General features: G+C 59.7%; 15 protein-coding genes. 14 read left to right on the top strand and 1 reads right to left on the bottom strand.

Annotated elements, in window-relative coordinates; translation table 11 throughout:
• Positions 1-111: 111 nt before the first annotated feature.
• The 6 genes from BLO50_RS21425 (at position 112) to BLO50_RS21390 (ending at position 5,325) form a co-directional block, all read left to right on the top strand.
• The gene (locus BLO50_RS21425) at positions 112-351 is read left to right on the top strand and encodes a hypothetical protein (protein WP_090256297.1); all 240 of its coding nucleotides are present in this window, start codon (positions 112-114) and stop codon (positions 349-351) included.
• A 60-nt stretch (positions 352-411) separates the two neighbouring features.
• Complete coding sequence (ssb, locus tag BLO50_RS21420; protein WP_090256296.1) at positions 412-831, top strand: single-stranded DNA-binding protein; 420 nt, start codon at positions 412-414, stop codon at positions 829-831.
• Positions 832-1,838: 1,007 nt separating this feature from the next.
• Positions 1,839-2,666: a DUF3560 domain-containing protein gene (locus tag BLO50_RS21405; protein ID WP_090256293.1), complete on the top strand. Its 828-nt coding sequence runs from the start codon at positions 1,839-1,841 to the stop codon at positions 2,664-2,666.
• 110 nt (positions 2,667-2,776) lie between these two features.
• A complete protein-coding gene (locus BLO50_RS21400) occupies positions 2,777-3,556 on the top strand; it encodes a ParA family protein (RefSeq protein WP_090256292.1) in 780 nt (259 codons plus the stop codon).
• Positions 3,505-4,872: a ParB/RepB/Spo0J family partition protein gene (locus BLO50_RS21395; protein WP_090256291.1), complete on the top strand. Its 1,368-nt coding sequence runs from the start codon at positions 3,505-3,507 to the stop codon at positions 4,870-4,872. Before BLO50_RS21400 ends, BLO50_RS21395 begins: the two co-directional genes overlap by 52 nt.
• Positions 4,873-4,950: 78 nt before the next feature.
• Positions 4,951-5,325 (top strand): TrfB-related DNA-binding protein, encoded by a 375-nt coding sequence (locus BLO50_RS21390; protein ID WP_090256290.1) that lies wholly within the window; start codon positions 4,951-4,953, stop codon positions 5,323-5,325.
• 967 nt (positions 5,326-6,292) lie between these two features.
• Here the strand turns inward: BLO50_RS21390 and BLO50_RS21385 are convergent.
• Positions 6,293-6,991 (bottom strand): replication initiation protein, encoded by a 699-nt coding sequence (locus BLO50_RS21385; RefSeq protein ID WP_090256289.1) that lies wholly within the window; start codon positions 6,989-6,991, stop codon positions 6,293-6,295.
• Positions 6,992-7,971: 980 nt separating this feature from the next.
• On the opposite strand from BLO50_RS21385, the gene BLO50_RS21380 reads away from it, so the two are divergent.
• The 8 genes from BLO50_RS21380 (at position 7,972) to BLO50_RS21355 (ending at position 12,711) form a co-directional block, all read left to right on the top strand.
• Entirely contained in the window at positions 7,972-9,087 is a 1,116-nt protein-coding gene (locus BLO50_RS21380; protein ID WP_143003860.1) for a DNA-binding protein, read from the top strand.
• A gap of 2 nt (positions 9,088-9,089) precedes the next feature.
• Positions 9,090-9,386: a helix-turn-helix domain-containing protein gene (locus BLO50_RS21375; RefSeq protein WP_244152930.1), complete on the top strand. Its 297-nt coding sequence runs from the start codon at positions 9,090-9,092 to the stop codon at positions 9,384-9,386.
• A 21-nt stretch (positions 9,387-9,407) separates the two neighbouring features.
• Entirely contained in the window at positions 9,408-9,557 is a 150-nt protein-coding gene (locus tag BLO50_RS21880) for a hypothetical protein (protein ID WP_167354494.1), read from the top strand.
• Between the two features lie 690 nt (positions 9,558-10,247).
• A complete protein-coding gene (locus BLO50_RS21370; RefSeq protein ID WP_090256287.1) occupies positions 10,248-10,616 on the top strand; it encodes an ArdC-like ssDNA-binding domain-containing protein in 369 nt (122 codons plus the stop codon).
• A 5-nt stretch (positions 10,617-10,621) separates the two neighbouring features.
• Positions 10,622-10,792 carry a hypothetical protein gene (locus BLO50_RS21875; RefSeq protein ID WP_167354493.1) on the top strand — a complete coding sequence of 57 codons (171 nt, stop codon included), beginning with the start codon at positions 10,622-10,624 and terminating at the stop codon, positions 10,790-10,792.
• A 180-nt stretch (positions 10,793-10,972) separates the two neighbouring features.
• Positions 10,973-11,275, top strand: a complete 303-nt coding sequence (locus tag BLO50_RS21365) for a hypothetical protein (RefSeq protein ID WP_090256286.1) — start codon at positions 10,973-10,975, stop codon at positions 11,273-11,275.
• An 11-nt stretch (positions 11,276-11,286) separates the two neighbouring features.
• On the top strand, positions 11,287-11,754 hold the full coding sequence (locus BLO50_RS21360; protein ID WP_090256285.1) for a hypothetical protein: 468 nt from the start codon (positions 11,287-11,289) through the stop codon (positions 11,752-11,754).
• Positions 11,755-12,120: 366 nt separating this feature from the next.
• On the top strand, positions 12,121-12,711 hold the full coding sequence (locus BLO50_RS21355; protein WP_090256284.1) for a hypothetical protein: 591 nt from the start codon (positions 12,121-12,123) through the stop codon (positions 12,709-12,711).
• Positions 12,712-12,927: the final 216 nt, after the last annotated feature.

Genomic DNA, 12,927 nt, shown 5'->3' with positions numbered 1-12,927 from the left:
ACGACAACCGAAAGCGGTTGACAACAGATAGGCAAAAGCCAGATAATACGCACCAAGGGAGGCAATAACGACCTTCCAGTTTCACCCCGTCAACGAACCAAGAGAGCCGCCATGCGCAGCGAAGATAAAGCAACACCGGATGCACTGCCCGAGGGCTGGACGGAGGCCTACCCAGGCGGCATGGCGACCCGTAATCACCCGACTCTGGGCGGTATCATCGACAAGACAATAGTAGGCGGCCGCTGGTTTGTGGTTTTCCACCATGACGACCTGCAGCCGGTCGAGGATCTGGATAGCCGCGCCGAGGCCTTCGCGGCATTCTTCGCCGCTATCGAGCGCATCGAGCAGTAACCAAACCCCGCCCCGAGCGTTTCGGGGCATCACTACCCCAGCAATGAAAGGAGTCACCCCATGGTTGCATCAGTGAATGAAGTCCGCTTGATCGGGCATATGGGCGCAGCGCCGGAAGTGCGTTACACGCCAAGCGGAACCGCCGTGGCCACCGTCACCCTGGCCACCAAGAAAAGCCGCAAGAACAAGGAAACCAACGAGTGGGTTGAACGCACCGAATGGCACCGCGTTGTTGTCTGGGGCAAGAACGCCGAGTTTGTGGGCGAGTACCTGGGTCAGGGCTCTTATGTGCTGGTCAACGGCGAGCTGCAAACCCGCGAGTGGGAGAAAGACGGCGTGAAACGCTACACGACCGAGATTCACGGCCGCATTGAGCCCCTGGAGAAGAAGCGCACCGCCGACGCGCCGGCCGGCAATCCGCCCGAGGATCTGCCGCCAGCAAGCGCCGATTATGCAGGCCTGGACGATAACCCGCTCTAAGCACCATCCAAGCCCCGGCCAAGCGCCGGGGCTTCCATAAGGAGCCCTAGCATTATGTCGGGCGAACAGTTGCCGGCCTGGATCTGGTACGGCGTGCGAGTGACGAAGGGGCCGCCCAAGCGGCCGCACTACAAGGCAACGGTATTTGTCCGCGCAACCGACAAGGCCGGCGCACTCAAAGAGGCTAAGCGTCGCTTGACCAAAGCCCCGCCGCGTTCGTTTTTTGAGGCCTGGAAGGCGACACCCGCCCAGGTTGCCGACTGGCTCAGAATCGGCCCAGCAAAGCCGCCAGGCCCGAACACCGAGCAGATAAACCCAGAACGACCTAACCCCCGCCTGGCTGATTCGTGGGGCTTTGTCCTGCTAGCGTGCAAGTGTGGGCACAGTGACGACCTTGAAGCATTCTGCAGGCTTTCGAGTGGCGTGCAGTTGCCGCGTAATGAGTACCAATGCCCTAAGTGCTTTCGGGCTTGGAGGATTGAGGCCGAGGGCGAAGGCTGGACAGCGCCGGGCGGGCTCTACATCCCCCCGAAGCGCGTAAGCGTGGCGATCCCGCCCAGGATCTAACGCAAGTAGACCGATTCAAGCTGCGTGCGCATTTTCGCGGGCGCGAAAATCTGGAGGTGCAATAGATGGCTGCCACGATCACCAGGGAACAGATAACCGCAGCGCTTGAACGGTGCTGCAATGCAAACCCCGCCAGCGGGCCAGGCCACAAGCTACACCCCGACGCCTCGCGCATGGCTGACCTGTTCGGCGTCATGCTGCGCCATGGGCGGCATGCGGTTGAGCTGGCGGCGGTAGAGCCTGACATTCAAGAGGCTATCAACCGTTGGGCCGCTGATTAAGCTGCCCTCCCCGTTCTGAATCTAGCCCGGCATGCGCCGGGCTTTTGCTTTACGTCAACCGAAAGCGGTTGACAACAGGCTGAGCCTGGCAGAGAATGGGCGTCAAGGCAGGCAATAACGACCGGCCAGAAACACCCGTCAATGTCCAAGAGGTTCACCATGACAAACCGCTATGAAGAACGTCAGCAGGCCCGCAAAGAGTCGCTAGAGAACCGAGCCGAGAAGGCCCGCACCGAAAGCGGCCGAGCCTTCCAGGCTGCGCGCCAGGCTGTCGAAGCAATCCCGATGGGCCAGCCGATTTTGGTAGGCCATCACTCCGAGGGGCGGCACCGCGCCGCGCTCAAGCGCCAAGACAGCAACATGCGCAAGGCTATTCAGGCCGACGACAAGGCCGACCATTACGAGCGCAAGGCGGCGGCCGTAGGCACTGGCGGAATTTCGGGCGATGACCCGGAGGCCATCCAGAAGCTGCGCCGCGAGCTGGAGGGTTTACAGTCCTCGCATGCGACCATGAAGAAAGCCAATGTCATCATTCGCAGCAATGCCAAGAGCCAGGAGCAGAAAACCGCCGAGCTAATCGCTCTCGGGCTTTCGGTAGAGCAAGCGGAGAGCATCCAGAAACCCGACCACTGCCGGCGCATTGGCTTCGCGCCGTATGTGTTCACCAACAACAACGGCAACATGCGCCGGATTGAAAAGCGGATTGAGGAACTAGAGGCGCTGGCCGCAAGACCCGCCCAGCAGATCCAGGGCGTTGGCTATATCTACCGTGAAGACCGAGAGGAAAACCGGATAATCTTCACCTTCGACCAAAAGCCGGACGAGGAAACGCGGAAGATGATGAAGGCCGAGGCTTTCAAGTGGAGCCCAAGCCGCGAGGGTAAGCCATACGTTCGCAAGATCACCGGCAACGCACTGGCAGCGGCGCGTTACCTGCGCGAATGGCTTGATAAAAAAGCCGCAAATTCTGAACAATTGACAACTTAAAACGGTTGACAACAGCGGAGCGGGCACCTAATATGGTGCCTGTACTGCGGCGGCAAGTAGAAGACCGCCCTGCAACACAACGTCAACCAGGCAAACGGATATTCCAAACCATGAAAAAACTTGTTGTTGTGAACCAGAAGGGCGGCGTCGGTAAGTCCACCGTATGCGCAAACCTAGCCTATGCCGGCGTAGATGCGAACTTGCGCATTCTGCTGGTAGACCTCGATCCGCAAGGGAGCCTTTCGGCTTCCTTCCCGGCGACCGGCCAGCATGAGGGCGAAGCATCGACTTCCAGCATGCTGTTTGCGCCTGATGCGGTCATTACCCCGGAAATTCTCGGCCCTGGCTTGGCCATCATCCGCAAGGATGCAAACCTGTCGCGCCTTTCCGGCGACAACCAAGAGGGCATTAAGCGGCCCGGCCGCAACCTGCGCGCCCTTGCTGATGGTTACGACCTCTGCATTATCGACACCCCCGGCGTGCTGGGCGAAAACCCGCCCATGACCATTGCGGGTTTGATTGCAGCCGATGCGGTTGTTTGCCCCTTCTCGGTCGGCCTGTACGAGGCTGAGCCTCTGGCCAACTTGTGGAACTGGCTGCGCGCAGTGACTCAGAACGGATTCAATCCGCGTTTGAAAGTCCTGGGCCTGCTTCCGTCGAAGGTCAACACCGCCAGCGGCGAGGAAATGGACGCGCTCAATAATCTGCGCGAGCAGTTCGGCAACCACATTTTGCCTTTCACCCTCGGGGATCGAGCGGCCGTGAAGCAATCCATTGCACGCCATAAGCCGGTTTGGCGTGGCGTCCGTGGCTCAGGCCATAAGCGCGCCGCCGAGGAATGGAAGGCCGCGACCCAACACATTCTTTCCAGCCTGGGAGTATTGAAATGAGCAAGGCCCAGAACGCCACCAAGAAGCCCGGCGCATTCGCCGGCATGGCCGACATGATGAACATGGGCGGCATTGGCAGCATCGTTGCCGCCGCAAATGCAGGCGCGGCCGTGTACAGCCTGATCGACCTGGCAGACATTAAAATCCTGCCACAGCAGCGCGACCCCAACGAAATGGAGTCGGAAGAACAAACCCTGGATGAACTGGCGAACAACATTAAAGCGCTGGGCGTCCTGCAGCCGATCATTGTTTGCGAGAACGAGGACGGCCCGGAACCATACCGCCTGATTTGCGGCGAGCGCCGCGTAATCTCGACCGGCCGCGCCGAACTGGCGACGATCCCGGCAATGGTTTACGGCAAGCTCACTCAAGCCCAAATCGAGCGCATCCAGCATGCTGAAAACGCTTTCCGCCTCAACCTCTCGCATATCAATGACGCCCGCGTCCTGCAGGCGAAAATTGCTGAGCTGGGCAGTATTGAAGCGGTTGTAGAGGAATTCGGTAAAAGCCGTAGTTGGATCTCCAAGCGGCTTTCGCTGCTGGAGCTTCCACCACAAACCGCGCGCCTGGTATCGGAAGGCATCACGGCAGACATTGAGGTTATTAACACCCTCAAGACCATCGAGAAGAAAGACCCGGAAGTTGCCCGCGAGACGGTCAACGAGCTGAAAGACCAAGCCGGCAAAAAGGGCGTGAGCGCCCGCGAAACGGCCAACAAAGGCAAGGACAAGGTTAAGCCGCCAACCAAGGAAAAGGGCAAGCCGAAGACCCCACCGAGCAACCCGGAGAACGTGGCAACTCCCCCGGATCTGAGCCACCAAGTCAACGGCCCGGTTAAAGATGTGCCGCCCGCGACCCTGGCTGATGACCCAGCCCTGCAGGAGCTGCAGCGTACTTTCGCGGCCGGTGCCGACGAGTTGGGTAACGACGACAGCGCCGGTGATGATCTGCCGCCAGACGCCGAGGAAGAAGCCGACGAGCAGGAGCGTTTTGACAGCAGCAAATCGCCCGCCCTGCCCCCGGTGGAGGTGCTGGGCAATGCCTACACTAATATTTTCGAGTTCGGAGCAGATCCCAAGACGCTGCTTTCCACCATGGCCGAGGCCGAGCGCGAAGGTGTGGAAAATTGGCTGCATGCGTTCTATGACGCTGGCGTCGATTGCAAGAACCTGGCGCTGGCAGTCATCCAGGGCTTCCGTACAGGCAATTTCTCCAACGAGGGGCACGGAGCCTTTGCGCTGGTGGCTTTTCTGAGCGGCGGCGAGGATGGTGTCAAGTTCAACCTCCTGAACATCCTGGGCAGCGTCAAGGCCTAACAGCAGAACAGCGAAAGCAGTAGTAGAAAGCGCCGTACCCCGGCGCTTTCATGCGTTTAACAAGCGGAGCAAATCGGTATGCCGAACAAGAATGACCCGGCCGAAAACGGCCAGGCCGAACGCAAGTTGAGAGGCCCGGACAAGAGCCTACGAACAAAGAGCAGGACGCTAACCGCGATTGAGTTTGAAGCTGTGCGGCCGTTTCTCGGTATCTCTGCCGAGCGGATCGAGGCGGCGCGTCAAGCTATGGTCGAGGGGAAGAAGTTCACCGAAGTGGCCGAGGCTTTCGGCTGGAAGTCCAGGCAGTCGGTAGACCGTGCCGTCGCCAACGTGTGGGCCGAGTTCCAGAAGTACAAACAATCTCAAGAGGCCGTTGCGCAGCTTACGGCGCAGAGCCAGCAAGAAAAGAAACCGGCCAAGAAGAAGCCGGCGCAGCCGAAAGGCGAACAATAAAAAAGCCCGACCCACTTTCGTGAGCCGGGCTTAAACGTCAACGTCACAAGGTCGAAACCATGCAAACGTGTGCGAATTCTAACACGCGGGCCAGGTTACAGCCATCTAGCGGTTAGCCGGAATCCTTCCCCCTTTCCTATCCAGAGCGCGCCCCTCAAATCTAGAGGGGCTGGACGTAGCCGGAATCTTTCCCCCATAGCCTCACGGCAATGCCAGGTAATAGAGCCCCCTGGCCAAACTAGCCGGAATCCTTCCCCCTTTCCCTGCCAATCGTCTCCCCGGCCTATGGCAGTGTCCAGGGCGTTATCCAAGGCCGCAGCCCGCGCAGGAGCGGCCGAAGGCGGCGACGAGCAGGAACGGGCGCAGGTGACGAGCGCAGCGGCCCTTGACGCTGTTATGGGCCATTGCAAACCCTTCTGGTAGAGGACAGGGAAAGCTTCACCTCCCTGCCCTCTGCCATCCCGGCGAGGGGATCGAGGTTTTTACTGCAGCAGCTCGCCCTTGTTGTTCGGCTAGCCGGAATCCTTCCCCCTTTGTTCGGCATACCGCACATAGCCGGAATCTTTCCCCCATACATTGGCTAGAAGATCAGCCAGCGCAGCGGCTCCCGCCTAGCCGGAATCCTTCCCCCTTTCTGGGAGCATGCAACGGCCTGCAGGATCTGCAGGCCGATACCGTACTGTTGGCTAGTGCGCGTGATGAAGAACTCTCAGCGAGCCCCGTACTGTTGGCTAGAAGGCGTCGGCCAGGGCGTGGCCCCGGCCTGCAGGATCTGCAGGCCGATACCGTACTGTTGGCTAGGCATTGAGGCTGCGCGTGATGAAGAACTCTCAGCGAGCCCCGTACTGTTGGCTAGAAGGCGTCGGCCGGGTCGTGGCCCCGGCCTGCAGGATCTGCAGGCCGATACCGTACTGTTGGCTATAGAGTGGCCGGCAGTAGCAAGCGCGCTAGCCGGAATCCTTCCCCATTAGAGAGAAAGCGCGAGCTGGTCAGTTTTCTTGATCGAGAAGGAAAAGCCGGTGATGCGCCGGCCGGCGCGGCGCGCTTCCAGGGAGACGGTCAGATCCGTTTGACTGTTCACCTCGTTCATCGCCGGGGTAAGGACGTACTTCTGCAGATCCTTGACGCTGGGGTACTTGTCGCCCAGGTCGAGCAGTTCGCGGAGCCTGCTTAGTTCGCACTCGCGTGAACCAATCTTGTAGAACTGCGACATAAGCTCATAGAAGCGGATTGCATAGAAGCTGTTGAGGCCGCCGACCTGCTTTAGCTGGTAGCTGGTGAATTCGCGGTTTAGCTTGGTCAGGTGCGGAAGCACCGTAGGCGAGAAACCCAGCTCTACACAGCCCTCCCCTTCCCTGTACTTGACGTGGTAGACCCAGCGCATTTGCTCAACAATTTTGCCTTGCTCCATGCGCCGTATATCGCGCTTAAAGAGGCGGTCGGAGGCATCACGCACGACCTCATAGGCGTGCCGCGTTTCCATGCCAAAGACCGAGGCGAACGATTCAACTTGAATCGTCACATAGCCATCCTTGGGAAGTGGCTTGCGAGAATCGATCATCGAGGCCGCACAGAGCACCAGGCGCTTTTCGTTGAGCGTGAGCGTATGAGACGACTCAATCAGCTTGTTTGACTGGTAAACCCTGTTCTTGTCTAAGTCCGCCATAGATCCCCCTCCTTGTTGGCAGGTGAAGACTAAGGCAATGGGGGAATGAATACAATCCCTTTCCCCTTTCTGTTGATAAGGCTGTGCGTAAGCTGTTGATATGTATTGTAAAACAGCCGGAAAGTTTCCCCCATAAGCCGGAATCCCTCCCCTTAAAAGCCGGAATCCTTCCCCCATAAAGCCGGAATCCTTCCCCATAAAGCCGGAAAGCTTCCCTATTTGGCCGGAATCCTTCCCCATAAAGCCGAAAAAAGCCTTATTTATCAGTGGCTTACACGGCCGAAAACAAGGTTTAAAACAAGCTCTTAAAACAAGCTTTAAAAATGATTAAAACAAGCTTGTAAAACGCCTGGGAGCGCTCTGGCTGCGTCAATCCGAAATTTCCGCGCCGAACCGCCGCCTACCCTCCTCCTCGGCCTACGGCCTTCCCTGGAGTCGCCCCGCCTTCGGCGGCCTAGGCCGGGCATCCATGCCCGGCAACTATGTGGGCGCATGCGCCCGCTCTTTGTTTTTGTGCGTCGTCTGCAGTACCGCGCTCATTCTGAAACACCGCCAACCAAGAGCAAAAGCAAAGCAAAAGCAGAATTGCCCCTTCGGGAAGCTTTTTACCTTGTGTGCGGCTTCAAGATCCTGCAACAGCCCGTCTAAGCGGCGCGGGCTACGCCCGCCCTGGCCTTCGGCCACCCTACGGGCGCTAAGACCCGGATAAATCGCGCTACGCGCTCAACCGGGCGCGTGTGCGCGCCAGGCTGATGACTACTCAGCGCCTGGACGACCTAGAAGCGTGAATTTAGGCCGGGGGGCGGCCATCCCTTCTTTATACGGCTCTAGGCCGCCTGCGGGCGCTTAGGAGCCGTTTTCAAAGCAAAGACGAGCCGTGATGGCCGTTCGCGGCTCGCGCGCTACAGGCTCGCCCAGGGCTCGCGCTGGAAAAGCGGCCAGCGGTGGCCACCGTCGCGCGGCGGGCCGGCCGTCGCGGGATGCTGCAGATCAATAATAAGATTTGCACAATAATAATAATCATATTATTATTATTCTTATCTTATGAGCTGGACGAGAGGTGTTACATGGAGCCGAATAGCGCAATCACCCCCGAGTTTCGCGCCCGCGTCATTGAGGCCGCCGAGCAGCTTTATGCAGAGAGCGGCCGCGAGCGCATGCCCTCGGCGTCCGAGGTGCGCGCCATCGCTCGCACAGATATGAACCTAACAACCATCGTCGTGCGGGAGTGGAAGCGTCAGCAGACCGCCCGCCCCGTTCCGGTGGCAGTGTCTGTGCCTGAGTCTGTGCAGCAGGCCATGAGCGAGGCGCTTGCATCCGTCTGGACTACCGCCCAGGAACTGGCGAACGCCAGCCTTCGCAGCGCAGAACAGCAATGGCAAATCGAGCGAGAAGAAATTGCCGCCGACCTCAAGGAAGTTAGTGGCGAAGTCGAGCGCCTGGAGGGCGAATGCAAGACAGCGACAGAGCGTTGCAACGTCGCAACCTTGAATCTTGGCGATGCCCTGGAGCGGATCGAGCAGCAGGACGGCGAGCTTAGGGCGCTGCGCGAGCAGTTGGCCCGTCAGGAAGCGCTCACGCAGCAGGCTGAGGCCCGTACTCAAGAAATCGAGCGCCGAGCGGAAGACCTGAAAGGCGAACTCGCCATTGCCCACGAAGACGCCGCCGCTGTGCGCAATGAGTTGAGCGAAGCGCGCCGTTTGCACCTGGCCGAGCTGGATCAAGTCAAGAACGTGGCGGCCGAGCAGATCGAGCGCACCAACGAGCAGCTTGCGACCGTTCGCGGGCGTCTGGACGCTGCAAACGAGCAGCTTGAAGCCCGAGGCCTGGAAGTGCAGGGGCTGCAAACACAGCTCGCCACGGCAACGGCTCAGGCCGAGGCGGCCGTTCAGATCCACGCCGAGCAAAAGCAAGGTGCGGCGCGCGAAGCGCACCGCCTGGCCGAACGCTTCACCACCCTGCAGAGCGAGCGCGATGAAGCCGTTAGACTGGCCAACCAAGCCAATCAGGACGCTGCGCGTCTTTCTGGTCAGCTTGAGTCGCTGCAGGATGTTCTTTCGCGCTTAGCGCCTGCAAAAACCAGCAAGAAGGAATAACCGTGGCGCGCCTGGAGAAAACAGAGGCCAAGGAAGCGATAGGCCGCCGTCTCGCGCAAGAGTGTTCGCGGCTGAAACTGTCGCAGGGGGCCGCCGCTGCAATCGTTGGTTGTAGCCGCAGATCCTGGGGCTACTATGAATCGGGCAGCAGCTCCCTGGATTCGCTGCAGCTTGCGCTGCTAGATCCGGCCGGTTTCGACGTGCTTTATATCGTCACTGGCCGTCGCTCGCGGCGCGTTAAGATTGTTCAGCGGCAGGACGGAGGCAAGGCGCTTTCCCTGCCTGCAGGATCTGATTGACGAGGCCAATGGAGGGCTCGCATGCGTTATTTCCCCATGCTCTGGAAGGCCATACGGGGCCGTTTCGACAGCTTCACAGATAACGATTGGCCCCGCTTCTACCGCGTTTTGCTGTTCGTCCCCATCGTCGTTTTCGCCATCCTGGGCTCTTATGGTGCCTGGCTGCAGTAGCTGCGCGTTGCCGCCTGCTGGCGGCCGGGCTTTTGTGCTGCGCATCGAGCCGCTGATTCTCAGCGTCTCGCCCCCTTCGGGCTTTAATCCCTAACGCCTTTCGGCCTTCCAGGCCTGCAGCGCTCCGCTTGCCGCCCACCGCTTCGCGGTCGGCTAGGATTTTCGCGCCCGCGAAAATCTAAGAGCCGCAGGCCATCACCACCAGGCCGGCGACACGCCCCAATGCGGGGTTTGCTCAAGGGCCACTCTGCCTACACGCCGGCTTTCCCGATCAAGGGTCGCTGCGCTGGCCATCCTCACCCGTTCGTTGCTCGCCAGTGCCTGGCTGCGCTACGCATGCGGCTTCCGGTGCCCTCCCTTGATCGCGCCGGCCTTCCGGCTTCGCTGGGCCACGCAAACCCTCATCGCATTGGAACGGATCGCCTCCTAGCCCTGGAGTGTTTCGCTGTCCTGCAGGAGGCGGCGCGCTCGCGCGCGTGTTCATTGAAAAGCAAAGCACGCACCCCTAAACGCTTGGCCCAGATCGTCAAGAAGCATGCCAAAGCCAGGGCGTCGAGGCGCAAAAAAGAATGCAGACGACAACCGAAAGCGGTTGACAACAGATAGGCAAAAGCCAGATAATAGGCACCAAGGGAGGCAATAACGACCTTCCAGTTTCACCCCGTCAACGTAAGAAAGAGGTTCCAGAACATGCAAACTCAAACCGCTACCAAAGCCCCCCGCCTCTCCCGCGAAGTGATCGCCGCCGAAGCGCTCAAGAACGCGACCGAAAACAACAGCGTGGCCAACTACCAGGCCATTTACGAAGGCTTTGAAGCTAAGGGTATTCCCTGCGAAGAAGTCGAGCCCCGCGTAAACGTGTTCACCTATAACGCCTGGCGTGCCAAGGGCCGCCAAGTGCGCAAGGGTGAAACTGGCGTGAAGGTTGTCACCTATATCAACGCCAAGGGCAAGGAAGCCGAGAACGGCGAAGGCCAGGCCGAGGGTTACAAGTTCTCGCGCACCGTGGCCGTTTTCCACATCACCCAGACCGACCCAATCGAACCGAAAGGGGAGTAAGGGCCATGGCTGATGCACGCACCCAGGCGGCGCTAAAAACGCCGCTTAGCAAGCTGGGCGAACTGCCGCCCGAAGTTTTCCTTTCGTGCCTTGCGGCCATCCCTGCGCTGCTCCAAGACGCTTGTTTGAGTAAGTGGAGCGCGCAACTCAACACCAAGCACCAGACCAAGCACTAAGTAGGAGCGCGAAGCCCTGGCCACCTGGCCGGGGCTTTTCGTTGGCGGGCTAATTTTTTGATCTATAGACAACCGAAAGTGGTTGACAACAGATAGGCAAAAGCCAGATAATACGCACCAAGGGAGGCAATAACGACCTTCCAGTTTCACCCCGTCAACGTAAGAAACGAGGCTCCAAGGATGAAGACCCAGCAAATCGAAAAACGCATCATCAACCAAGCGGCAAAGTCGCTGATCGAAGCCGGCTACAGCGTCCGCGTTTATGACGGCGAAGAATTCGCCACCGAAAAAACCACCGACCTGGCCACCATCATGGCCGAGGTTTTCGCAACCGAGGAAACTTACCTTTACGCCTACCGTGGCGACGCCAAAGCCGGTTTTGTGTGGTTTGTCCACGGCAACGGCTGCGACGTAATGGCCGACAACAGCACCAATCTGGAAAGTGTGCTGCAGGCCGCCAGCGACCTGGCTGAAACCCTTTAAGGAGACACGGAATGACTCCCGCAATCGTCAAGGTGACAACACAAGGGGGCTTCCCGCTGTTCTACAGCGGGAAGGCTGGCAATGGTTGGCTATGCGAGGCCGAGGCCGAGGCGTTTGAATATGCCTACTTTGAAAGCGCGCAGCGCGTGGCCGAACGCATTGCCAAGCAGTACGCCGGAACCGGCCTGCGCGCCTACGCCATCCACCGCCCGCACAGCTACCGCGTGTGTTTGGTTCGCGGTTCCGGCAATTGGGATCTTTTCCTAATGCCATCGGGTGAAGTCCGGGCCGTACCTACTGAGGCCGCGCGGTTGCGCGGAAGTCGTGAAAGCTACTACGGCGACCGCGACCACCTGCGCACCCTGATTCAGGCCGGTGAATTCCGCGACCTGGAGGGGTTCACCCAGGCAGGGCTTGAGTTCATGGCTGGACTCACCAGCGGCCTGCGCGCTGGCGTTCTGACCTTCCGCGCCGCCTAGAAAACCAGCCGGGCGCAAGCGCCCGGCCTTAACCACTCAAGCCAAGGCATACCCATGACACAAGGTTTTTACACTGCCCTCGCCGCCCTTGCCGCCCTCCTGGCAGGCTGCGCGAGTCCTGCGCCTGCAGATCCTGCGCCCGAGCCGTCAGAGGTGCGCAAGGTTGCCCCTAATTGCGACACGCTGGGCGGCCTGCCGCGTTGCCAGTGGATCGAGCCCCCAGCGCCTGCAAAGCCGGCGCGCGTTCCAGGGATTGAGGTTTAGAAAATCGGCCGGGCGCAAGCGCCCGGCATACTGCAAACCCGCATTAGCTAGTGAGCGGTAAGCTAATTGCGGTTCAATACACTTTCTCGGTTGGAGGCATACATGGAAAAGGAAAACGGACTTGATGAAGCTGCGCGCGCGTCCACTGTAGAGGCTTGGGTTTTCTGGCTTCTTGTTTCTCGCTGGGCGCTCGCTGTGACCGCCGTTCTTTATTGGCTCGGCGTTGTAGGGTTCAGCCCGCTGGATCTGATTGAATGGGTCGGCCGCGCCCTGTACGGCACTTCGGAAACCGCCGCCGAGGATCTGCCAAAGTACATAGCTGGCCCTTATGCCTTCATCCACGGCCTGTTCGGTGGCGCTAGCTGGCTTTTCCTATTCCTGCCCTTGCGCGCCTTTGTCCGCTACCGCGTGGGAGTCATCGAGGCAGGTTCGGAAGAAGCTTACCGCCAGCGGATACGCGAAGAAGCCGAGCGCGCTTCTACCCCGCAGCCGGTAGGCGTTCTGGTAAGCATAAGCATTGCGAAGGGCGGTGCCCTGTCATCGAGCGAGACGCTTGTGGAAACCGCTGATGGGTTCTTTCGCGTGTCAGGGCTGGTCGATACCGTCAAGAAGGGCGAGCCGGTCTTTGTCCTGGGCAATAGCCTGCTGATTGGTGAAGGCGACCGGCAGCGGCGCTACACGGTTATCAGTTAGATACGCCGCAATACCAATCCTCGCGCGTTGCCGCCTGCTGGCGGCCGGGCTTTTGTGCTGCGCATCGAGCCGCTGATGCTCAGCGTCTCGCCCCCTTCGGGCTTTAATCCCTAACGCCTTTCGGCCTTCCAGGCCTGCAGCGCTCCGCTTGCCGCCCACCGCTTCGCGGTCGGCTAGGATTTTCGCGCCCGCGAAAATCTAAGAGCCGCAGGCCAT

It is taken from the genome of Pseudomonas peli, from assembly GCF_900099645.1.
In the GTDB taxonomy this organism is placed as follows: domain Bacteria; phylum Pseudomonadota; class Gammaproteobacteria; order Pseudomonadales; family Pseudomonadaceae; genus Aquipseudomonas; species Aquipseudomonas peli.
This window is presented reverse-complemented; position numbering and strand designations above follow the sequence as displayed.